The 24948-nt window shown below is 40.4% G+C and carries 13 protein-coding genes, 3 pseudogenes and 1 riboswitch; of the genes and pseudogenes, 9 read left to right on the forward strand and 7 right to left on the reverse strand.

Features of this window, described 5'->3' with window-relative positions; translation table 11 throughout:
* Positions 1 to 39: 39 nt before the first annotated feature.
* The gene (locus CXF72_RS01155) at positions 40 to 579 is read left to right on the forward strand and encodes a GGDEF domain-containing protein (RefSeq protein ID WP_101036163.1); all 540 of its coding nucleotides are present in this window, start codon (positions 40 to 42) and stop codon (positions 577 to 579) included.
* Positions 580 to 959: 380 nt separating this feature from the next.
* Here CXF72_RS01155 and CXF72_RS01160 read toward each other — a convergent pair whose 3' ends face one another.
* On the reverse strand, positions 960 to 2651 hold the full coding sequence (locus CXF72_RS01160) for a putative bifunctional diguanylate cyclase/phosphodiesterase (RefSeq protein WP_198552463.1): 1692 nt from the start codon (positions 2649 to 2651) through the stop codon (positions 960 to 962).
* Positions 2652 to 3885: 1234 nt separating this feature from the next.
* Positions 3886 to 3976, forward strand: a riboswitch (cyclic di-GMP riboswitch).
* Positions 3977 to 4050: 74 nt separating this feature from the next.
* On the opposite strand from CXF72_RS01160, the gene CXF72_RS01165 reads away from it, so the two are divergent.
* Entirely contained in the window at positions 4051 to 5565 is a 1515-nt protein-coding gene (locus tag CXF72_RS01165; RefSeq protein ID WP_101036165.1) for a fibronectin type III domain-containing protein, read from the forward strand.
* A 1059-nt stretch (positions 5566 to 6624) separates the two neighbouring features.
* Positions 6625 to 6900, forward strand: coding sequence for a hypothetical protein (locus CXF72_RS01170; RefSeq protein ID WP_232784848.1), 276 nt, complete (start codon positions 6625 to 6627; stop codon positions 6898 to 6900).
* A gap of 332 nt (positions 6901 to 7232) precedes the next feature.
* On the opposite strand, the gene ilvD is transcribed toward CXF72_RS01170, so the two are convergent.
* The 5 genes from ilvD to CXF72_RS01200 form a co-directional block, all read right to left on the reverse strand.
* Positions 7233 to 8918: a dihydroxy-acid dehydratase gene (ilvD, locus tag CXF72_RS01180; RefSeq protein WP_101036166.1), complete on the reverse strand. Its 1686-nt coding sequence runs from the start codon at positions 8916 to 8918 to the stop codon at positions 7233 to 7235.
* Positions 8919 to 10109: 1191 nt separating this feature from the next.
* Positions 10110 to 11399, reverse strand: coding sequence for a D-arabinono-1,4-lactone oxidase (locus tag CXF72_RS01190; protein ID WP_198552464.1), 1290 nt, complete (start codon positions 11397 to 11399; stop codon positions 10110 to 10112).
* Between the two features lie 1156 nt (positions 11400 to 12555).
* Positions 12556 to 12678, reverse strand: coding sequence for a hypothetical protein (locus CXF72_RS19960; protein WP_269801137.1), 123 nt, complete (start codon positions 12676 to 12678; stop codon positions 12556 to 12558).
* A gap of 243 nt (positions 12679 to 12921) precedes the next feature.
* The gene (locus CXF72_RS01195) at positions 12922 to 14142 is read right to left on the reverse strand and encodes an EAL domain-containing response regulator (RefSeq protein ID WP_101036169.1); all 1221 of its coding nucleotides are present in this window, start codon (positions 14140 to 14142) and stop codon (positions 12922 to 12924) included.
* A gap of 41 nt (positions 14143 to 14183) precedes the next feature.
* Positions 14184 to 17954, reverse strand: a complete 3771-nt coding sequence (locus CXF72_RS01200) for a CHASE domain-containing protein (RefSeq protein ID WP_101036170.1) — start codon at positions 17952 to 17954, stop codon at positions 14184 to 14186.
* Positions 17955 to 18369: 415 nt separating this feature from the next.
* Here CXF72_RS01200 and CXF72_RS01205 point away from each other — a divergent pair, with 415 nt between their 5' ends.
* The 3 genes and pseudogenes from CXF72_RS01205 (at position 18370) to CXF72_RS01225 (ending at position 21236) form a co-directional block, all read left to right on the forward strand.
* Positions 18370 to 18579 carry a hypothetical protein gene (locus tag CXF72_RS01205; protein WP_101036171.1) on the forward strand — a complete coding sequence of 70 codons (210 nt, stop codon included), beginning with the start codon at positions 18370 to 18372 and terminating at the stop codon, positions 18577 to 18579.
* A gap of 115 nt (positions 18580 to 18694) precedes the next feature.
* A pseudogene (locus CXF72_RS19710) lies at positions 18695 to 19625 on the forward strand (transposase).
* A gap of 627 nt (positions 19626 to 20252) precedes the next feature.
* Complete coding sequence (locus tag CXF72_RS01225) at positions 20253 to 21236, forward strand: GGDEF domain-containing protein (protein WP_101036174.1); 984 nt, start codon at positions 20253 to 20255, stop codon at positions 21234 to 21236.
* A 111-nt stretch (positions 21237 to 21347) separates the two neighbouring features.
* On the opposite strand, the gene CXF72_RS01230 is transcribed toward CXF72_RS01225, so the two are convergent.
* The gene (locus CXF72_RS01230; RefSeq protein WP_101036175.1) at positions 21348 to 22235 is read right to left on the reverse strand and encodes a LysR family transcriptional regulator; all 888 of its coding nucleotides are present in this window, start codon (positions 22233 to 22235) and stop codon (positions 21348 to 21350) included.
* Positions 22236 to 22473: 238 nt separating this feature from the next.
* Here CXF72_RS01230 and CXF72_RS01240 point away from each other — a divergent pair, with 238 nt between their 5' ends.
* The 3 genes and pseudogenes from CXF72_RS01240 to CXF72_RS20170 all read left to right on the forward strand — a co-directional run.
* On the forward strand, positions 22474 to 23571 hold the full coding sequence (locus tag CXF72_RS01240; protein WP_101036179.1) for an alkene reductase: 1098 nt from the start codon (positions 22474 to 22476) through the stop codon (positions 23569 to 23571).
* A 422-nt stretch (positions 23572 to 23993) separates the two neighbouring features.
* Positions 23994 to 24332 (forward strand): annotated as a pseudogene (locus CXF72_RS20165) (EamA family transporter); the annotation flags it as partial.
* A gap of 105 nt (positions 24333 to 24437) precedes the next feature.
* Positions 24438 to 24839: pseudogene (locus tag CXF72_RS20170) on the forward strand (DMT family transporter); the annotation flags it as partial.
* Between the last annotated feature and the right edge of the window lie 109 nt (positions 24840 to 24948).

Raw genomic sequence — 24948 nt, forward strand, 5'->3', positions numbered from 1 at the left:
CTAGAAAAAGATCAGCAACTACTGGAACAACTTGTCAGCGTGCGTACCGAAGAACTGGAGCAAGCCAGAGATCGAGCCGAGTTATTAGCACGAACCGACAGCCTCACTAAGATGTTAAATCGTCGCGCCTTTTTTGAGTGTGGTTCAATAGAAATTGAACGCAGTTTACGCTATCAATCATCACTGGCTGTTATGATGATTGATCTCGATCACTTCAAGTCCATCAATGATCAATATGGTCATGCAGCAGGTGATACTACTCTGTTATCAGTTGCTAATACATTAAAAGCGATGATGCGCAATGTGGATATCATGGGACGGATAGGGGGAGATGAGTTTGCGGTAATCATGCCCCATACTGATCTGAAAATGGCAATTGAACTAGCGCAACGCCTTAGATTAGGCATAGAAAAAATAGATATAATTATTGATGACCAGCCACTAAATATCACCGCGTGTTTTGGTGTCACTCGTCTAGACGTAAAAAACGAATCATTGGATGAAGCATTAAAACGAGACGATAAGGCACTTTATCTGGCAAAAGAAAATGGCCGCAATCGGGTTGCACAGCTTATTTAATTAAAAATTAATGGGTGCTTTTGCTTCTGACTCACTCGTTTTCCTTTATTCATAACATACGCCTATCACTGAGTTACCGTAATAATAGGTAAGCGTCTTTATTCAACAAAATAATTGCTAGCAGTGAACTGTAGTGGGTTAGCAAATAAAAAGGCCTAACCCTCCATGACGCTATTTTTAACGCGTCGATTATAACGTCAAGTCGTTGCATATAGAGATTTTTACGAGACAATTTTTTGTTTTTTCGAGCTGTCATTTGATTTTTCTGCTTTGCTTCGAGAATTTGCTGTCGTGGTGATTTTAAAGCTGTTAGAAATTACCTCGTTAATAATGACGTTGTTAACGAAAATGTGTATTACGACAGCTTAAATTCTCATTCCTTATAATGGGCTACAATCTGTATTCACAAATTTTAGGGCGGCGGGGGCGGATGCTGGCTTGGAGAAGAGATAGCCCTGCAATAGATTAACGCCTATTGCCAGCATCGCTTCGCTCATTTCCTGGGTTTCAATTCCTTCTGCAACGACTTCAATATCCTTATTCTGGCAAAGTTGGATCAGGAAGACAAGGTAGGCCCTGGCTTCTGTGGTCATCATCGACTGATTGACCACTTGACGATCGATTTTTAGTTGCGTAAAAGGCAGAGTAAAAAAATTATTCAGTGATGAATATCCGCTGCCAAAATCATCCATAGAGATAGAAAATCCCTTATCTCTTAATCTTGTTATCTGCTCTTTTGCGAAGTGATTGGAGTCCAACAACAGCGATTCCGTGATCTCAAGAACGATATCGCTGTTATTAAGCATAAATTGACTGACAATAGAAAGTACCCGATCGACAAAATCATGTTGTAGTAACTGTATCCCTGAAATATTAATGGCTATTTTTACCCGGCGGTCGTTGACTTGATGATAGTGGCAAATAAAAGTGCAGGCCTGTTCGATCACAAAGTAACCAATGTCAATGATATTTAGATTTTGCTCGGCTGCAGGGATGAATTCATCCGGCATGATTTCGCCAAAAATAGGGCTTTCCCAACGAATAAGTGCCTCGAAACTATCCACGTTTTTCGTCTGAGACTGTATGAGTGGCTGAAACTTCAATAGGAATTCATTATTGTGAAGAGCTGATTTCATAGCTGTTTTTATATAAAGTTTCTTTTTTACAATATGTTTAATTTGCTCATTAAAAAAAGCAAATTTCTGTTCGGTGTGTTCGTGCGCATATATCATGGTCAGTTTGACCTGATGCAGAAGTGTTTTTTCGCATTCAGCGCTTGATGGCAACATACAAATGCCCACACTCAAATTTGGTATATCGTTATTCTGAAGGTCTTTGCCAGTATTTTTAAATATTGCCAGCAACTGCTCAATCGACTTTTCTATCTGCTCTGAAGTAACCGGATTAGTTATTCTGATCACAAATTCACTCGATTTTTGGCGATAAAATTGACCATCACCAACAAATAGCTGCTCAAGACAAGTTAATAATTTTCGCACTATTTTATGCCCGGCATGAGCGCCATAAGAATCAATATAGACATTAAAGTTCATCAATTTGATAAATAACAGGGCACCGACTGGTCGGCTAACATTACCCTTTAAATCCTGAAGTAACTTGTGCGCATTCATCAAACCTGTATTGGGATCTATATAGGCGGTTTGATAGAGTCGGTGTTGATTTTCTTTTTCTTCGGTCACATCTTTATGCGAACCGGCCATATAAATAAAGCTACCATCGGGATCAAATCGAGAGGTTCCCTTAGCCGCTATCCATCGATATTCGCCAACTTTATTCTTTACGCGATATTCACTATCAACAACAGTGGTCATATTGTCGTTTTTTTGTTCTACCTTTTGAGTAAAGAGATGAACATCATCGGGATGAACAAGTGAAGTCCACTCCTTCAGGTTGGCGCCTTCGGTACTGACAGCAAAGGCGTTATAGAAACTGCGATTTAAAAAATCAATCTGAAAATCCGGCCCCATTCCCCACAGCCCTTCGTGAGAAGCTTCGAAAATATCCATAAAACGCTTTAAAGTTTCTTCTTTCAACACAGATAGTTGTTTCAAATTACCCCCCTGATTTTTTGTAATATTGACTGAGTCCATTGGGTCTTACTGAAAAAACCGCCTAAATATTGCCTGTTTCCTATAACACTCAGCCAAATAGAATTATCCGATATTCCGGTCAAGGTATAGCGAATTGCTTGAATAAAATTTATTTTTCATTTTCAGTGCCACAAAAATAAGATTGTTATTTGCATCAGTTGGTTATAGGTGCGGAATATGGGATATGTTAAAAATACATTCATTCCTGAGCTTATAGGTTGTATCTTTAAATATGTCACCCGGTAACGTTTTTATAGCGTTAGCTTTCTATGGTTTGAACATGCGCCTTAAATTAAAGCGTGATATTACCGAGACCGGATTTTTTGTCAATGGATAATTCCCTAATGATAACAAGGGCGACCGCGTTTTTAAAGAAACCACCTCGAACTGTTGTTTTTGTATTTTCTTTTTGCTATTGCTGCTGTGTTTTTCTTTGCTGCGCTGGGAGTCTTCTTTAGAAGTCGGGAATGGCGTTGAGCTATGCACTTATTGAACTATTTCGGCCCAAACGTGTTAAAAATCTGTTACTTGACTACTTCAATAAGCCGTTTTGTTCATTATACCATATTCATTGGAAGGCTTAATTCAGCAAACTTAGCATTTTCAACCACCATTTTTATAGTTTGACTTTAAACATACTCTCGAGATTTTCGGGTTGTGACTATCAAGTCCACAATGATCGACGGTGCTTCTGTTTGGGAATTGTGTCTCTTTGCATTCAGGATACCGCCGTTAATGATCGATTTGAAGCATCTGCCGCGCACGCTTATGTGTTATTCAGATGAGAGTGATTTCCATGAATGTTTATTGTCTGGTTGTAATTTTAAATGGCTGCGCGCATAAAAACAGGAACTTCATGTAAAAATTAAGTCTATTTATTATAATTTTTTCCACGCTCATTAGCTGAAGATACTTAAAATTCAGAATGTCTTCTACAACTACCTGGACCTGCACTATTAATCATCTTAACACTTGTTTTTTTTATAGTTATATTTAGGAATGTAACTATTAAAAATGTGAATACGGTAAGAAAGTACTAATAAAAGTGTACTTGCACATGCCTTTCTGTATTACATATGTTTTATAAAATAATGATCAACATATGACTTTTGCTGTTAATTTGTACGCTTTTCTGTTTAAATACGCTCGAATTTAATCAATCCTGTTATTTCTATTCAGTTGTTTAAATATTGTAGCTGGAAAAAAGCAAATTAAGGGAAACCTTAATACGCAAAACCACCGGCCTGTTGACTGGCTATTTAGTCTATGGCAGCGGAGTTACCAAGGCGATAATACTTCTTATCATCCCTTCTAATTTGCAAATTATAAATAACTGCTTGATCACTTTTGTGGAGACAAAATGAGTCAGCTAGTCAATTTAATTTATAACCGCCTAATTGTAATTTTCTTATTAGTTATCAGTCCTACTGTACTATCTGCAAGTTTACATATTACTTGGGATGATAACTCATCAAATGAAGATGGTTTTTTAGTCGAAAAACGCCTTTTAGGCGATGATAAGATGCAAAATATTACGATATTACCCGTTAATAGCCAAGAATATAATGATTTAGATCTTGTTAGCAATGAGACATATTGCTATCGCATTACAGCATTTAATGAAGCTGGAAGGGCAAATTCTAACGAATTATGTTATCAAGTGCCGACTGATTTTATTCCAGATGAAGACACTGCTACTGATCAGGTGACAGCGACTGATCAGGGTACTGTTACTGATCAGGATACTGTTATTGATCAGGATACTGTTACTGATCAGGATACTGTTACTGAACAGGGTACTAGTTCAGCTAATTTTACCGGGAAGGTTGTTCTATCGCATGAGATTATTGCACAATCAGATGATCTTGAGATTGGTGAAAAGAAACTTTATTCCTTTAAAAGTGATATTACATATAATCAGGAATATACCAGAGACACGCTTGATAACAGCAGCCTTACGGCTAATGTTGGTGAAATAAGGTATTCAGATAAAGATCATTTTAGCTTTCAAAATCAAGGGGTTGAAATTGACAGTGGCTATGCGAGTATGGAATTTAACAGCGATAATAGCCTATCATTTGTTTTACAGGGTACGGGCAATGAACAAACTGCGCGTTTGTATATGCAAGCAGGTGCATGGTCTGACGAGCAATCTAATATTATTGTAACAGCGGGTGATCAGATTGAGGTTATTACGCTTCCCTATGGTTATGCTTGGCATTCCTTTACCGTTGATATTGTTTTTGATGGCACAGTGCCTGTCCATATAGCGACAGAGTCCGATCGTTCCGGTTACAGCACAGTTATGTTTGCTGGCATTGTTTTTGATGAAGAAAATTTAGAAACAAATGCGCCTGTTGCCTCTTCTGTTTTTAACTATGCAGCTTTTGTTGATATAGATACAAATTTTGGTGCAATAATTGATACTACAGATGTCACTTTTTATACTGCAAACTCGATTAAGGGCAATGAAGAACTCTCTAATGCTTCTCTGCAAAATTTCTCTTTTTATGGTGAACAAAAATACCGTGATGGCACGTATTCTTTTATTAATGATAGAACTGAAATAAATTCAGGTTATCAAAGCATGTCTTGGAAGGAGGCTAACGGTGCTAAAATTAAACTTGAAAGTGCTAGTCAACAGATAAATACTGCTTCTGTCTATTTTATTGCAGCAGTTTGGACCGATGATGCCGCATTTGTTGAGCTTGTTATCAACGGTGAAAGTGAATTTATTGAGGTGCCTTCAGGTTATGGATGGCATTTTATGAAAGTTGATATTGAATTTGAAGGCATCGTCGATATAGATATCCATCCGGTGGGTGAATTAGGAGGCTACAGTGGCTTCGGTGTTGCAGGGGTAACAATACAATAAAGCGCTTTGGTTATAATAGGGAATAAGCAAAGACTTATTCCTTATTTTTAATATAATTGAAGGGGTATATTGATATTTTCAATGACCCAAAATTCAAAGTAAAAGAACAATAAAAAGATACCTAGGGCGCCGAGATAAATCGGTATATAGGTGAAATTTTTCAGTTCGACAAGGTTAGCGAACCGCCAAATCCAGATTGATGGGCTTTGTATTGTAAGATGCCAAGTCAAGCGTTGACAGGAAAGCCATAGGCTGAGTATTATCCTATCTGACAATATGATAATTCAGGGCGTTACGGCGATAACCTTGTTCGCTTTTAATCAAAATGTCTATCACCTGACTGGCATTTTTTGTCGTTTAATTGTAATAAGCACAGCTGATGAATAAAAATTATTTTCTTCATCCCCGTCATCATTATGTGCCATTGAATAAATCAATGGAAATAGTCGCAACTTATTGAAATTAAACAAAATAAAAAATTAACCAAAACTATGTACAATAGGAACAAAGAGCTTTCAAGATAATAAGTTGCTAACTCAATGGGGGCTAAAGCAATACAGCTTTCGAAGGCGAAAAGAGGCACAAAGTGACCTGTTTTTTTGATGCTATGTCCGCATATTACAGACGAAGAATAAAAAACACGTCACCCGTTAACGGTTTTATAGTGTTAGTTTTCTATGGGTTGAGCATGTGCTTTAAAGTAATGCGTGATATTACAGAGACCTGATTTTTTGTTAATATATGATTTTTCTAGTGATAACAAGGACTGTCGTATTTCTAAAGAAAGCACCTCGATCTATTGTTTTCTTTTCTTTTTTTATTGTTGAATAATATTTTAAAGATGTTTAATATATTATTTTGGTTGTCATTATTGCTTCCTGCAATAAAACTATCCTCATCAGTGACGGTAGCTTATTTGCAGACTCAAGTGTTATTGTATTTTTTCTCCACTAATAGAATGAGACAAGCAGGCGAGACTTCTTTTGATTCGCCCCTGTAAATAACTTTCTATCACCCTGATACCAATCCTATCAATCTTCCCAACGAGTTGAATTCACCATGTTTGAGCAAATAAAAGAATTTATAAATCCCATTAAAAATCCTGACTTGGCTCAAGCTCATGAACTTCAGCGCAAGCATTTACCTACTTTGTGGTTATTAGGGAAAACGGGCGCTGGGAAGTCGTTATTCATTCAAGCGGTTACTGGTCTGTCTTCCGTAGAAGTCGGGGATGCCTTTGAACTAAAAAGAGCTTCAATGTTGAAGCGCTTAAGCACACTATTGCTCAGAAAATTACTAATGCAAGTAACGTACAAAGAAATCGACAGCGTGTAGAGGCAATGTATAAAGGGGGCGGTATTAAAAAGCAGTTCGGTCGTGTGCTTAATTCTGCTCATAAAGTCACGTCAAGTATATTAACAAAGTGAGTGGAGAGGAGGAGAAAGTGGTGAATTAGGGACTGTTGATCTTTAGTGTGTTTTTTTCAGCAATGATTGCCCTTCGAATCCATCTAAAAGCGTCCTGCGCCTCGTTTACATAGAATAACTATGTAAACGAGGCATGCCTTGCTCAGAACACTTTTAGATTGAACGCAATTTGTACTCAAAAAGCCAACGGATCCTGCCAGGTCTTCGAGATAACAAATTAATAACCAATATACTTAGAGACTACAGTTCATCGATTTCATCGGTAACACATCCCAGAGATGCCGATTTTACCGTGGCAATATACTTTCTTAATACACCATTTGTCGCTCGGTAAGCAGGTTTTATCCAAGCAGCTTTACGCTTAGCGATTTCAGCCGGATCGACTTTCAATTCCAATTTATTAGTAACAGAATCAATTCTAATCATGTCACCATTTTGGACCAGGGCAATCAATCCACCTTCCGATGCCTCTGGCGTCACGTGTCCAACAACAAAACCGTGAGAACCTCCGGAGAATCTACCATCTGTAATTAATGCCACGTCTTTTCCAAGACCCGCCCCCATTACCGCTGAAGTTGGTTTTAGCATCTCAGGCATGCCAGGAGCACCTTTTGGTCCTGAATAACGGATAACAATAACTTCCCCTTTTTGTACTTCGTCTCCGATACCTTTTATTGCTGAAAATTCATCTTCATAAACTCTTGCCGGGCCTTCGAATACTTCGCCTTCTTTACCGGTTATTTTTGCAACTGAACCTTCAGGTGCCAAGTTTCCATAAAGAATCTGTAAGTGACCAGTTTCTTTTAATGGGTTAGACAAAGGTCTAATAATGTCCTGATCTTCTGGAAGGCCGGGTAAATCAGCTAGGTTTTCGGCAATAGTATTACCTGTAACGGTCAAGCAATCCCCATGTAATAAACCTTCTGCCAATAAGTATTTCATTACCGCAGGGATCCCGCCGATTTCATGCAAGTCTTGCATTAGGAATTCTCCGGAAGGTTTTAAATTTGCCAATAATGGGGTTTTATCTGCCATCTTTTGGAAATCATTCAAACTCAAGTCAACACCAGATGATCGGGCCATGGCAATCATATGTAAAGTTGCATTGGTAGAGCCCCCTAAAATCATAATAATTCTTAAGGCATTTTCGAACGCTTTTTTGGTCATAATATCTTTTGGTTTGATATCTTTTTCCAGCAGGTTTTTAACTGCATCACCCACTGTTGTTAATTCTCTTTTTTTGTCATCGCTAACCGCCGGGTTAGATGAAGAGTAAGGCAAACTCATGCCTAAGGCTTCAATAGCAGAAGACATGGTATTTGCCGTATACATGCCACCGCAAGCACCCGGACCCGGGATAGCATTTTGAATTACCCCTTTATAATCTTCATGGGAGATAACACCCTGTAATTTTTTTCCATAAGCTTCGAAAGCAGAAACGATATTTAAGTCTTCACCTTTCCATTTCCCAGCTTTAACCGAACCGCCATAAACCAATATTCCCGGACGATTTAAACGCGACAATGCCATCATTGCGCCGGGCATGTTTTTATCACATCCTACGATGGCAACAATCGCATCATAAAATTGCGCACTGACAACAGTTTCAATAGAATCAGCAATGATCTCACGAGACACTAAAGAGTACTTCATTCCGGTAGTCCCGTTTGAAATACCATCACTCACTCCGATTGTGTGAAAAATTAATCCCACCAAATCAGCGGCGGTCACACTTTTTTTCACATCTTTAGCAAATTCGTTTAAGTGCATATTGCATGGATTTCCTTCCCATCCTGTCGAAACAATACCAACTTGCGCTTTTTTCATATCCTCTTCTTTCAAACCAATAGCATAAAGCATGGCCTGTGAAGCCGGTTGTGATTCATCTAAAGTCACTGTTTTTGAATACTTATTTATTTCTGACATCGTTATTTTCTCCGAAATATTAATTGCATAAATCCTCTTTGGACAGGCCGTAAAAGAGGTGTTTTAAACTAACCCAAGGAAACTCTTCTCTGGTTAAATTTTGTCATTGTAATTTTTCTACTAAGGGCAGTTTGATAAGTTATTTTTTAATTAGATCTGCGCTTGTTAATGCCGATTAAGCAAATAAATCAGACCATGCTTGAGCGTTTATATGATTTTATCCTGTTTAACTGCTTCTATGAGATTATTTTTTTCAACTCAATATTTGTTGGTTTTATTTTTGCGGATTTAATCCTTATTTTTATGCATTTCACTTCTGCTTTTAGATTACATTTAAACGCGTTACTAATATGCTTATAATCAATTTCCAAGGAGCTTCAGGGGCTATGCTGGGAAATAAATACCAGCAGCTAAATATACACAACTAAGTAGGTGAACATATAAAATAAAACACCTTTAATGTTTATATATCAATGTGAGAGATAGAAGCAATGTGGATTATATATGTGAAAACCTATGTGTCATCACTTGATTATCTTATCATAATTTATAGAGCCTAAAAGGTCGATCGCACTATGCCCGCTTCGTACGGATTGTGCGGGTAATGGCAACTAAGTAAATTTGGGCCCTGATTTTTATTTTTGTAAGACAGTCATAGCCGAACACCCATCTAATTGACTAAATATTAATCTGCTGCTCTATTTTATTCAGCACTGTTTTGAATGATTATGACGCAATCTCATGCAGCACAGGGTTCCTTGGGCGTGATATGCCTTACTATCCAATTACTTTATGCATTCGGAATTTATGCTGAAATCTGGTGTTAATTAGCGAATCGTTTTGGTGAAAATTATCATAGTACGGTGGGGGCGTTAGAATAATTCGTTTCTTACACTGAACATTCGGGTAAATGTTGAATTACCAGAAACAATGTATTGTATCTTTGCTCGTTGGGTTACTTAAGCCCCTTTAAATTCAGCTTGTTAGGGCTAATATTTATGAGACTTCGCATTAAATAATAGCCATTGTAATTAATGCATGTGCGCCCTTTTTTTTGTCAATAACGTTGAACTGATTGTCGGAAACTCACACTATACTCTTTTTCAAATACAGAGATCCATCCTGAGAGATGGATCTCAAAATTATCAACAATAACGCCGTCAAAATCAAATATCAGCGCAACTGGTTTCATTACAATCCCAATAACTTTGTCAAATACGCATTGAGAAATTTCCCACTGGGATCCAATTTTTCCCTAAGCGCAATAAAGTTGTTCCATTTTGGATACAATTCACTAAATTCATCGCCAGCCATCTTATGACGTTTTGCCCAGTGTGGTCTTCCGCCATGACGTCTGAAAACGGTCTCAATCACGGCAAATGCTTCATATTGATCAGCTACTTCTGCAATACGAGATACACATCCAATAGAGACACAATCTTGTCCGTATGCATAACTGAGCCAGCTTTTATCATTCCTTAAAAAACGAATGTCCATGGGAATATGAGCATAAGCATCATTACTCAAGTCATTCAGTGCATCTTTGAGGTCATGAAAGAGCGCTTCAAAGCGATCTAATGAAACAATCCATTCTGCAAGCTCTAAGGTAGATCCTCGCGATTTTGTAACCGTCGCATCGTAGAGGGAACCAAATTTATTTTGACTATGATTGAAAAATAATTTTTGAATGATTTTATTTGCCGTGACTGTAAAACGCGGTTTCTTCACCGTTCGTCGGTACAGTTTTGCAGACAGTGAACGGCGATATTTCACATACCATGGAATTTCTATCTGTTTGGACGGTGAATCTGCAATATCGCCAGTAATGACATATCCATAATTGGTATGAGGAAGCCATAAAATCCGCAGAAAACGATGGTTATCCAGCATAGATAGGTAAGACTTTAGCCAGTCGCGGTCTTTCATAGGTCGCTCTTCCAATTGTAAATTCCACAATGGTTCACATCGAAATGTTACGGTAGAAAAGATACCCAATACACCTAAAGATACCCTAATAGCATCAAACTCTTCAGAAAATTCAGTATATTCCGCCACCGTTCCATCTGCGTTCACAAATCTACAAGCAATCATGTACTGTGCTAGGATTCTCGCATCATGACCTGTGCCATGAGTCGCAGTGGCGAGTGCGCCTCCAACGGTAATTGTATCGATATCTGGAAGTGCTGGTAATGTCCACCCCTCGTGCTGAATCGCTTCTAATAGCCCCTTGAGTGAACTACCGGCTTCAATAGTAATTTTGTACTGATCGCGATCTACATTTGTAACCGCACAATATTTTTCAAGAGAAATTATAGCAGTTGTTCCAGCTGCAATATCCGAGGAAGACTGTCCATTTCCTACAACTCGAATTGATTTTGAATGTTGTACTTTTTCAGCTAATTCAACTTCTGTCGTTGGATAATAAATATGTTCGATATTATGAACAATATTTTTGTTCCAACTTTCCCATTTTTTGGTCATATAACCCTTAGTTTTCTGCATTTTTTAATCGCTGAATAATACATTATTTTACGGTGAATACCCGCGCTTATGCCATTATATCTGATCGCTATGATCTGGTTTTTCATGTTGATGAATTAGAAAACAGAGCGTTATCAATCAAGAATTTTGTCTGCGTTGGAACGGCCTTTATTTAATGCCAGGATTGTTAAGCCAATAGCAGCAGTATTTGAATGTAAAAACGGTGATCAATAGATGGTGAGAAAGATTAATGGAGATCTTTTGGTTGATTAACCAGCATCCAGGGCTCACCCTTTAGCCAGCTAAAGCTGTTCTCATTTTTTCCCAATAAATTAGTCTGTGTTCATTAAATGAATTTATCGCTTGTAAGCGACTAAAGAAGATAATTGCACTGATCGATTCAATTCGATTCGATTCTCTGGCATCCATGGAATTTACCCTGCGGGCCAGTTAAAGCTATTCTCATTTTTTCCCTGAAAATGAATGGAAGGGCGTTTTAAAGCGCAGGCTTTATTAGATGAAAATGCGTTAATTATCTGCATGGCTTACGTTGATTCCCAATATGCGCCATTAAACCTTGGTATGGTTTTGTGGGAGAGAAGGTTCAGCATATATTCGAGGCATTTCTTTTGGGCTGATTGATTATCTTGCGTGACTGGATTGGACGATAAGCGGATTAGGTGCTTGGCCACAATGACTTGATGTATTAGGAATTGATGATCAAACCTAGTGTGAATTAGCGAGTCGTTTGGAAAATATTATCATAGTGCGCTGGGGTCATTAGAAGAATTAGCCTCTTACGCTGAACATACTGGTGCCAAGAAGAATGTACTGCATCGATCTTTACATTAATCCCCCTGATTTAAAATATTTTAATGACAACCTATGCATCTCTGCTCGTTGAGGCACTTAAATACGTGTTAAATTTTTCTTGTTAGGGCTGATATTTATAAGTTTTTCCATTAAATTATAGTCAGTGTAATTAATGGATATCCAGACTTTTTTAAACTTTGATCATTCTTTATACCTACGAGATTGGCAACGTCTTCTTGTGTGAGGCATTGTGAAAATCTGCCTAGTGAAGCTTGCATTTATTACTCTGTATTTGCTAGGAAATGACGCCTGGCCCCTATATAATCTCATCACCATAATAGCATTACATTCCTGAAGAAGGACGCGCTTGAGTGGCAAGCTCCACTGCAGAAGAACTAGATTTGATGTTAGCCAGATCACGCATCGCATGATGTACAGCGATTGCCCGTTGTGGAGTCTCATACATTATCCGTCAGAATTGAATACAATCGTCAAAATAATTTTTATTGCACAGCTTATTGACACGAGTGTTACTACATATAATGAGTGTTCGATGCGGATATATATGTACTAGGCTGCTGAGGCCGAAATAGTATTTTAAATCCCAACACCAAAATATCGGGCTAATGAGATTTAAAATCCCGATATTTTGTTGTTATCTGTTGCTATCAGTAGGGTGGGCATTTTTTATTACTCCGGCTATAAAAAACTATTCATAGGGTGTAATGAGATTTACCCTGTTCGCTTCCCATTTTATGAGCCAATCGTGAATTTCATCTGCTGGCATGGGTTTCGCGATGTAGTAACCTTGGGCTAAGTCGCAGCCTGAGCTGCGTATAAAATCCCAGTCAGCTTGATCTTCGACACCTTCAGCCACTGATTTCATGCCGAGTTGTTGAGCCAAACTCAGGCTTGCGTTATAAATAATGAATAAAGTTTCGTTGTTGGCGGCACCATGGACAAAGCCCTGATCCACTTTAAGCTCATTAAAGGGCAAGTCTCGCAACTGCATAAGCGATGAATGGCCGGTGCCGAAATCATCAATCGACAAGTGGAAACGTTTTAGGCGCAAACGGGAGAGGACTTCCATTGGCGTAGTTAAATTCTTAATTAACCGGCTTTCAGTTACTTCCAATACTATGTCGTCCGGTACGATACCTGCGGTGGCGGCAGCCATCGTTAGGTAATCTGTAAATTCCAGTGAGTCAAGATTTTCCATGGAAAGGTTAACAGCTACTCGCAGAGCCAAGCCCGCATCTCGCCAAATCTTTGTTTGAGAGAATGCGTCACTGATGACCTCTCTTGTCAAATCGTTAATCAACCCATTATCTTCCGCCACACCAATAAATTGATCTGGAAACACCAGTCCATATTGGGGGTGACGCCAGCGTACCAGCGTCTCGACGCCCATTACCTTGCCACTGGCAACATCTACTTTGGGCTGGTAGTAATTCACCAGTTGATGATTAACAATGGCTGCACGTACATCGTCGGCATCATAAATTTTCTTTACGACCTGTGGACTTACATAACAGGAAGGCTTCCAGCTATCGATTAGGGTGGACAGATTTTGTGGATTAACGGGTTTTTGCAAGGAGCCAAGCAGCGGTATGTTGTGCGCCCTCACCAGTCTTTCTGCGGTTTGCAACATACGAGAATCTTCGCCGCTCACCAGAATAATACTGCCAGAATAAGATTTTTCAGCCAAGTGTCGTACGACCTCTATGCCGTCCATTTCTGGCATATTGAGATCGAGCAGGATTAAATTCGTTTGACTACTGGCACTGTCTAACGATGCTAAGGCCTTTTTCCCGTTGTCATGGGTTGTCAGCTGATTAAATCCCAAGTTAGTCAGCATATGTTTAAGCAGTTTGAGCATAAAGCATTCATCATCGAGGATCATAATGTTGAGTGGCGAACTATTAATCACAATTACTTCCTTATTATATTTTTATATTTAATTTTAGTCGCTTATAACCTATCTAAATATATTTTCACGGCGGCCATTTCTACCTCAAAACGGCGTTTTAATACGGTTAGGGCCTCAAGCTGACTGGCCTTAGCCGCCAGTTCTATTTCTTTGCATAATTCGCCTAAAACTAGTGCCCCTACAGCGCGGGCTGATGATTTTAGTTTGTGCGCCTCAGCTTGAGCTCGCAGTGCCTCACCGTTGGCACAAGCGGTGGTTAACTCTGCGGCAATCTGCGTTGCGCTATCATTAAAATGCTGCAGAAAGTCGCTTATTATCACAGGATCGTCGCCTACCAGCGCCGCAAGTACGCTTACATCAACGGGTTTTGCTGCGGCAAGCGGCAGCCATTTTTCTAAGATGACCCTCAGACTTTCCAATGGTACTGGCTTGCTAATGTAATCATCCATACCAACATCGCGACGGTGTTGTGCTTCACCTTTCAGTGCGTTAGCGGTGATAGCGATGATTGGAAGATGACGGCGGCCATTTTCTTCGGCGCGGATGGCGGCGGTCAGTTCATAGCCATCCATCCTCGGCATGTGTAAATCAGTTAACAGCAGGGCATAATCGCCGCTGTGCGAACGGGCCAATGCTTCAAGGCCATTACTCGTAATATCAGCGGTAAAGCCAAGCAAGGCAAGCTGCTGCACAATCACCTTCTGGTTGATTTGGTTATCTTCTGCTACCAGAATCAATCTGCCTTGCGCTAGCGCGTCGCTACGCAAAGGTGCCACGAATGATTGCTCACCTTTGCCTGCATGCAGCCTTTCTACTTCCGGCTGCGCCAGCCCGGCAGCAATGGCTACCGCTTGCAGCACGGTCTGCCGCATCAGGACATTACCATCCACAGAAACGCTTAAATTGACATCTTGCCAACGCGGGTATCGACGTGTACCTCGGCCGATGATGACAAAACGAATCGTCTGTTCTGGCCGGGCACTTGCTATGAGTCGGAGTTCCGCCGACGATGGAGGCCTATTGCTGGCGTCAACCAGCCATACCGACGGTCCAGATGTCGTCGTAATGACCTGCTTCTTTGCTACCGCCAAGCTGGGTGACTGATCAACCACTGCACCAGCGGCCCTCAGATAAGCCGCCAGATGATCAGCCAGCCCCTCTGCGTTACCTATCACTAAGCAGCAAAGCCCAGTGAATCGATCGGGGGTTATTCCCGTTGAAGCCTCTCGTTGGGGTTGTGCTAGATCTACGTCATTGCTGGCCTTCAGAGGCAAGCGCACACTGAAAGTAGATCCTTGATTCAGTGTACTCTGCACGGTAATTTCACCGCCCATCAATTGCACTAAATTATGGGCGATAGTGAGGCCTAACCCGGTGCCACCGAAGCGTCGTGTCGTGGTGACATTTGCTTGGTAAAATGGCATGAACAATGCCGATAGGGCGGACTCATTCATGCCGATACCGTTATCAATCACGCGGATCTCCAACATGGTAGTGTCTGTCATCAGGGCCTGTATCGAAACGCGGCCGGGGTGATGCGACCTGCTGGAAAACTTGATGGCATTATTGGTCAGATTAATTAAAATCTGGCGCAGACGATTGGCATCGCCTAGGGTGATGTCAGGAATCGCGGGATCAGTAAACAGTGTCAGTTCTACCTTTTTGTTCTCAGCCAAATGAGCCAGCATAAAGCAAGCCTTCTCTACTATTTCGGCTACCGCCATGGGTTCATGCTCAATGTCCAGTTTGCCGGCTTCAATTTTAGAAAAATCGAGAATATCTTCGATGATCGACAGCAATGAAAACGCAGAATCACGGATGGTATCAACCATGTCTGCTTGAAATCCCTTGAGGCTGCTTTGTTGCAGCACATCCACCATACCAATCACGCCGTTCATGGGGGTACGGATTTCGTGGCTCATGGCCGCGAGGAATTGTGACTTGGCCAGATTAGCCTTTTCCGCCTCGGTCTTGGCAACCATTAGCGCCTCCTTAGCCCGTTTTCGCTCGGTGATATCACGAACAACACCCGTGAAAAGTTTCTTTTTACCCAGAAGTACTTTACTCACTCCTAATTCCATTGGGAAGATACTACCATCCTTGCGTTTCCCCTCAAACTCGCGGTTAATACCAATTATTTTCGACTCATCTTTGGCATCATGATGCTTAATGTAACCGTCATGCTGACTACGATAAGGTTCGGGCATCAGCATCTTGATGTTATGCCCAACCACTTCAGCAGCGCTATAGCCAAAAATGTGCTCGGTTGCTGGGTTGATGCTCTCTACAATGCCGTCTTCATTCATGGTGATGATGCCGTCCACTACCGTGTTGAGGATAGCTTTGATCCGGGCAGCACTATCCTGTAGCTTTTCTGAAGCTAACTTTTTTTCGGTGATATCCTGATGCGTTCCAGACATCAATAATCGCTTGCCATCAGGCGTCGATGTTGTTATTTTTCCCCGACCTAACGCCCATACCCAGTGTCCATCTTTATGTCGCATGCGTACTTCGCATTCGTAATAAGCTAACTCGCCTGAGAAGTGCTGTTGTAAACGTTTTATCGAGAGCTTTGCGTCGTCTGGGTGTAAAAAATTTAGCCATGTGGCAATAGAAACAGGTTCAAGCTCGCTCAGTTCATAACCAATGATTCGGGCCCAATGGTCATTAAAGAATACTTCACCGGTCTGAAAATTCCATTCCCAAGTGCCGGCATTTGTTCCATCAATGATGTCACTTAAGCGTTGTCGCTCAACGCTCAATTCTTTATTTATATAGCGTGCCGTATTGATAGCACGTTCTCGGCCTGACACAAGGAACCAAATCAATAATGTGAAAAGGACGCTTAGGATTATCCCAATACCTGCCACTAAATTTGGACTAACAGCCTTAACGCGTGAGGTCATTAACACTAAAGGGCGGATTCGAACAGTCCATGGATGGTCGGCAATATGTAAGACATGAGTAGCTTCAAGCGCGTTATTAGTCGTGACATTAAGGCCACTAGAATCATACAGTAATGCTTCATTCGACATAATTTCACCATCGAATATACGAATGTCCATATCATTAGCCCGTTCACCAAAGAGCCCATCCATAAGATCATTCATTCGAAAAGGTGAATATACCCAGCCCAGAATATGCGCTTGCCGTTCTGTGAGGGTTTTGTGCTTAGTGCCGTTCTGATAGATAGGGAGATACATCAAAAATCCCGCTTGATCTTGCTCGCCAGTCTCCTGTACCAGCTTTATCTTGCCTGACAGCTGAGGCAGCCCCGTATCAGTGGCTTTTTGCATGGCGGCATGTCGCACTGGCTCGCTGAACATATCATAGCCAAAAGCCCGCAGATTACGATCAATCAATGGCTCCAGGTAGACGATAGCGGTGGAAAAATCACCCTGCGCCTCGGGCCAAACAGTGTATTCAGGGAACCCTTGGCTACGAATGGATGCAATGTGCTGAGTTATTGTCGCTGATGGTATAATGAGGGATAATCCTACACCTTGTATGCCAGGGTAGTTCTTAGTTAAATTGAGCGTTGCAATATATTTTTTGAATTCATTACGTTCGATACTGTTTGAGGCGATGAATAAACCACTCGCCCCATACAACACCTGCTGATAAATACGCATGCGATTATTGATAAGGCTGATGGCATCGCGTACACGAAAATCAAAATAGGTCTGCGTATTTTTTTTGAGTTCAATCTTGGCGGTATCGAATGCCACATAGGTCATGAAAAACGTGACCAACAGCGTTAACAACGGCATCGCCACAGCTAAATTGAAGTGAAAATATTTAGTAATTGTCATTACAGTTTTATCATTTATGAGTGGGCCTCACTTAAAATAAGGCAACAGTATTAGGGATATAAGTACCCGCAATAGTATCATTCGATACAGCAGTTCTAGCAGCTTTAATTATTGAAAGTATTATGCTGAAAGCGAGACAAGATTTCTGCGGTGACTCCAACTTCAAGCCTGGCCAGAATTAATTAACTTCCTCTTGTGACCTTATTTATTGAAAAAGTGAGTGACGCACTCAAATCTATCAACCCCAATGCGCGCCTGACCCGATGTCAAAATTCTGGCCTCAGTATTTCTTATCGGCCTGATTATCACCGAAACGTTCAACTGGGCCGCGTTAGGTCGACGAAGTCTCAATGAAGCTAAACCCAGCCACTTATGTTGGGTATTTTATTGTTCAAAAAGCCCATGGCAGCGATAGTTGCAAGCCATTATTAAAAATATCATTAAATATTACGTTATCACTCACGGCAACATTGCCTTAGACGATAGTGATAAAAACGCAGCTTGCATCAAAGGGGCTCATAAAGTCAAGAATAAAGCCATGGGCGGTTATTTTAACGGTCAAGAACGGGTATTTATGGTGCTGTTCACCGAGTGGATTACCTTTTTGATTGGCTTTCGATTTTAAGTACCTTGCAAAATGAGTTTAAATTGAGTTTAACTTAGCCACCCATCATTTTTGGCGAATATTTTTCCACTGGTCTGGTCTTTAGTTATCTTTATTTACTTTCAGGTGATGAATGATGGCCAAGCCAAGAAAAACCATTGTGAGCTTAGATGACACGCCTTACTATCACTGCTGTTCACGTGTTGTGTGCAAAGCATTCTCGTGTGGCATTGATATCACAACAGGTGACAACTATGAGCATCGCCGAGAGTGGGTTGATTCTCGCATTATTGAGCTTGCGACCATCTTTGCAATTGATCTCTGTGCTTATGCAGTCATGAGTAATCACTTACATGTTGTCCTTAAAGTGAATGCTGATAAAGCTGAAAGCTGGTTAAATAAAGCAGTGTTTGATCAATGGCACAAAGGCTTTAAAGGGACGGTACTGACGAAAAGTTTGTTAAAGGTGAAGACCTCAATGCGTTTGATCTTGAAACCGTTCATGACTGCATTACCGAATATCGTCGACGTTTAATTGATATTAGCTGGTTTATGCGTTCACTCAGTGAGCCGATTGCCAGACAGGTCAGCTAAAGCTGTTCTCATTTATCCCTTATAAATGAGTGGGAAGGGCGCTTTAAATCTCAGGCATTACTTGATGAAGCCGCAATACTGGCTTGTATGGCGTATGTTGATTTAAACCCGATTCGCACCAAGATAGCGACAACCCCTGAAACCTCAGATTACACCAGCATTCAACGCCGAATTCACTCCGTTATAAAAGGTGAGCAACCAGAATGACTGCCATTCGTAGGCAGTGAGCACCGGAACATGTCTAACGGGTTAATGTTCAGTGTGAAGGATTACATTATGCTTGTTGAAGAGACCGGCCGAATCATACGAGAAGATAAGCGCGGAGCCATCAGTTCAAACAGTCAAGATATCCTCAATAGACTTAATATTCCTGCAGACAATTGGCTTAAAATCATGACCGAATTTGGTCATTTATTTAAAGGGGCGGTAGGTGCCATACGGCATTAACTGAATACTGTGAACATTTAGATTGAAAGCGGTGCCAAGGTGCAGCAAACTGCCAACGCTGGTTGTGTGCTTAAAGTTGAATTCTTCAATTATCGGTAACTCATCCCCGCCTGATTAAGATCAAGCCTGTTCTGCTGATTTAAAACGGCCATCTTCCTCATATTTTACCCTCTAAGCCCCATTTATTGAAAACGTTCAATTGGTATGTATAAATAGTCATAACATTTTATCTAAATGAATGCAGAAAGAGGCTATGTTATTGGTTAGAAAAATGGGTGGCATCGTTCTTGATGGGTGGCATCGTTCTTGATGGGTGGCATCGTTCTTGATGATTTTGTAAGGTGCAAAGGGGGATTGCGACTTGAAAATTTTTTACTCTTTATCCGTTGAGATAATCTCATTTGCGCTCGCTTTCTCCCGATACCAATAGTTGCGCAAAATTGGATGATTTTAGCCCTTGATTACGAGCGTGTCTTTGTTCATAATTCGGGACAAATAATGCTAATTAGCTTAACTTGCAAACATCTTATCGCTAGTTTTGACCTTGATATTTATGCTGTAAATAGCAATGTGCTCATTTATCGAGCATCGAGTAATGATCTTCTGGCGAGAAAAACACAGCTAAAAATCGTGTACAAAGAAGGTTCGAATTTATGAGGTTATCTTCCCTGGAAAAACATATTCAAGCGCTAAATCTCTATCTTAATTTCCATAAGGTTTGCTGGTGGATTATTGATATTGAAAACTCGCCCGGTCTATTTTATTGCAATCAGTATATGGAGGATGTTTTTAACCTTGATAAATCTTTACCCTATCACTCTGTTTCTGACACTTGCCCAATCGCTGGCGATTATCTTAAAAATGTTGAGCTAAAATCATCTCAGCAGGCGAAATTAATATTCGCTGAATATCAGGCCTTACTCAGTCAAGAAACCGAAGAGTACAAAAATCAATTTCCCTATTCTGATCCAAGAACAAATATCACTTATTACTTTACAAGCCGAGCTAAGGTACTTGAACTGAACGATCAAGGTGAGGTCGCCATCATTTATGGCGTTATTGAAGATACCACCGCAATCGAACGCCAGCACCGAAGGACAAAAGCACGACATAAGATGTTCAAAAGATTAAGTGAAACCGATCCATTAACAGGGTTAGGTAATAAACGTTTTTTTATGAAATTACTCGATTTCAGCTTTGATAAAGCGCAACGAGATCAGACTGAGCTGGCGGTGTTAATGATAGATGTTGACTCTTTTAAGTTATATAACGACTCTTATGGTCACCTGAAGGGCGATCAATGCTTAAAGCAGGTTGCCGATGCCATTAAAAACGCCTTATCCAGAAAAACGGATATTGTTGCAAGATTTGGCGGAGAGGAATTTATTGTTTTTTTTACCGGGGCGAGTGCGCAGAAGACATTACAGTTAGCCGAGTTGATAAAAAATAATGTTGAGTTATGTCAAATTACGCATCCAAAATCAGCTGTCTCTGATTATGTTACGGTGAGTATTGGCGCTTATATAAAAATTCCATCGATCGAAGATTCTGCGGCAGAAACATTCATTAAAAATGCTGATAAAAACTTATATAAGGCGAAATCATTGGGACGTAACAAAGCCGTTATTAATGAATAAAGTCTGTCATATCACCCTTGTAAATTAAAAAATACAATGTCATTTTGAGATCTATCAATGTGATTTTATTCCTCAAATTATCAAGGTACCGTAATCTACTCAAGCTTTTCTTTATTTAAGAACACTGTGTAATAACCTGTATATCGAGTGGTAACGGTGTGCTAAATTTCGGTTCCTTTTTTGTACTAAATAAAGAGTTTCTTCCACTTTTTTTGCCGTTTTAACAATATAAAGACTCTTTTTTTGCGAGAAGTTTTCTACTGCACTTTCTGGCAGTACCGTAAACCCAAGCCCTTTAGCAACGGGAAGTAATATTTGGTTAAGTTGATTGATATAGCTTGAGGTTGGTAACGCATTCAAATTTATATTCGCCAATTCTTTTTCCCCGCATAAATCAAAGTAAAGTGATAAGTAATGCATTGCATCAGGATGATCAATTAACCCACAGTTAAACAGCAACTCGGAGGTGATTTTTTTATTCTGATATGCCTTTGGCAGCAGCAAACATAAGGTTTCGCGACCAATGATTTCACTTTGATAAAAGCTACCATTTGGAATGTGGGTGACTATGCCCAAGTCGATATTACCGGATTGCACTTCACTTAATATTTTTTGATTGGGCGCCGCTTCAAGATGAATACTCAAATCCGGATATCGTTGTTGTAATAATAAAAGTTTCGGATAGATAAGCAACGCCAAAGATCCTGAACAAGATAAAGTACATTGTCCTGAATAGGGATTATCAAAACTCAAATTTTCGATTAGCTTTGCTTCATCTTCAGCGAATTTTAGCGCGTATTCATAAACCATTTTTCCTTGTTCAGTGAGTTCAAACCCCTTCTTTTCACGCCTAATTAGAGAATGACTGCACGCATTTTCCAGCTTTTTTATATGCTGACTGACACCCGGCTGAGTCATATTCAGCTTTTCAGCCGTTTGAGTAAAGTGGCCAACTTCTATCAAGGTTTTAAATGTATTAAGCCAAAGAGGATTGATCATGATGAGGTCGACCTATGTTAATAACAAAAAATTATTGTAATAAGAATTAATGATAATTTCAAACATATGTTCGATCGGCGTATATTTCTCCTTATCGAAGAAAAAACATTAGGCGGCAACGTTATGCGTGAGTCGGGACAAGTTAAAGGCGGCGCAACGCATATTGCTTTTACTAGCCAGCCTGAGGGATACCAAATTGAGCTAATTCAAGCAAACTAATTCTCCAAGGAAAAAGATAATGACAAACTTACTATTTCAACCCTTACAATTAGGCAGTATTCGACTCAAAAATCGTATTGTTATGGCGCCAATGACGCGCGCTCGAGCCGATCAGCCGGGTAATGTGTCCCATAATATGATGGCTGAATACTATGCACAGCGTGCGACTGCAGGTCTTATTGTCACCGAAGGTACGCAGATATCGGCACTCGGCCAGGGCTACGCCTGGACTCCCGGTATTTATACACCTGAGCAAATTGATGGCTGGCGGAAAGTTACCGATGCTGTTCACCATAAAGGTGGCGTCATATTCGCTCAACTTTGGCATGTTGGACGTGTTTCTCACCCGGATAATACGGGAGGAGAACAGCCCATATCCTCTTCTGCAATAAAAGCTGAAAAGGTAAAAGTGTTTATCGATAACGGTACAGATCAGAATGGATTTGTTGACGTTGTCGAGCCGCGAGCAATGACAATAGAAGATATAAAGCAGGTAGTGGAAGAGTATCGTCAAGCTGCACTCAATGCGGTTGAGGCTGGATTTGACGGCATTGAACTGCATTCTGCAAATGGTTATTTGATCAATCAGTTTATTGATTCAGAAGCCAACAATCGAACCGATCAATACGGAGGTTCCATCGAAAATAGATTGCGCTTTTTGGGAGAGGTTGTTGGCGCTATGGTTGATGCGATAGGCGCTGACCGTGTTGGTGTACGTTTAGCGCCCTTTACATCTCTAAATGGTACCGTTGATGCCACGCCAATTGAGACATACACGGCAGCGGCGGTTTTACTTAATACACACAAGATTGTTTATCTTCATATTGCAGAAGTTGATTGGGATGATGCACCCGATACGCCGCAAGCATTTAAACAAGCCGTACGTGAAGCCTATCAAGGCGTTCTAATTTATGCCGGTCGCTATCATGCCGAGAAAGCTGAACAGGCTATTACTGAAGGCGTCGCCGATATGATTGCTTTCGGGCGATCCTTTGTGGCTAACCCGGATCTTCCAAAGCGTATTAAGGAAGGTTATCCATTAGCAGCGCACGATCCGGAGACTCTGTTTGGTGGTGCACAAAAGGGGCTGACTGATTACCCGGAATATAACCAGTAGGTTATAACCGCCAAGCATCGCCTAACATCTACTCTCTAAGAGCAACCCTGCACATATGCGAGATTGCTCTTAAACTTCTATGACCTAGTGTCTTCGGACTTAAGTTTGCATTATAAATTAACAACCTGACAAACCATAACCAATTGATAAAAGGCGTATAGACAATAACTTTTTCTATATGAACTTATGTCGGTTACCACTCACTTTTTCTCTGTGTAGCGCTGCCCTCTGTGGTAGTACAAAGAATGACCACGCACACTTGATCATGAAAATGAATGTTCGTATTTAAGTCCGAAGGCACTAGTTTAAATTTATTTATCAAAGACATACAGTGTTACAAAAGTTATAATAAAAGCAAGTTGTTGTGATTTCTTTTGAAATATTTCGTGACTGCCTGACAATCCCTAACAAGAGAAAACACTATGCGCGGAGAATTTCATCTATTACTGGCAACACTGCTTGCGGCTGTTGGATGGATTGCATCAAAATCAGTTGTTGTAGAGATGCCTGGTGATATTTTTATTGCTGCTAGATTTCTGATTGCCAGTCTTATTTTATTTCCTTTTTGCTACCGAAATGTGCTTAGTTTGAATACAAATCAAGTGATTTCAGCTTGCGCTGTTGGCCTTGTTTTAGCGCTCTCAATGCAGGTCTGGGTGTATGCTGTTTCTATCACTAACAGCCTTTCAGGGGGCGCTTTTATTATGAGTTTGGCCATGATAATTGCTCCCTTTACTTCATGGCTATTTTTTCAAACAAGACCCAATAAGGCCTTTTGGTTGGCATTACCGGTTGCCATAATCGGAATGATGCTGCTGACGCTGTCTAATGGTTGGCACGTTGAGAAAAGTCAGTGGTATTTTTTACTCGCTTCAGCATTAATTTCCGTCTATTTTGTGTTTAATAAAAAAGTGACAAAAGATGTTAAGCCGTTAGTCTCTATATGTTTACAACTATTCACCGTCGGGATCAGCAGTGCAATTTTTGTTTCCTTGACCCAGCACGCCCCCTACGAACTAAGTAACAGCGTTATAGGCTGGTTTATTGTGTCTACCATTGTCGCAACCTCACTGCGTTATTTACTTCAGGCAGTAGGGCAGTATTCAGTGAATATAGAAACCGCTTCATTGATTATGATTTTAGAGCCTATTTGGACATTAATACTCAGTATAACAATGTTGGGTGAGACAGTTGAGCCGCAAAAAATAATAGGTGCCAGTGTTATTTTCTTATCGTTATTTGTTTATACGAAGCTTTCAAGGCGATAGCCTGTTTTTATGAGGGGCGCTGATAAGTGAGAAATGAATATTAATTTGAAAAGGCAAAAGCCCATTTACTTTTAGTCTAATACTTTGATTTATCGACTTTTCCGAAAGT

Source organism: Psychromonas sp. MB-3u-54 (assembly GCF_002836415.1).
Lineage (GTDB): Bacteria > Pseudomonadota > Gammaproteobacteria > Enterobacterales > Psychromonadaceae > Psychromonas.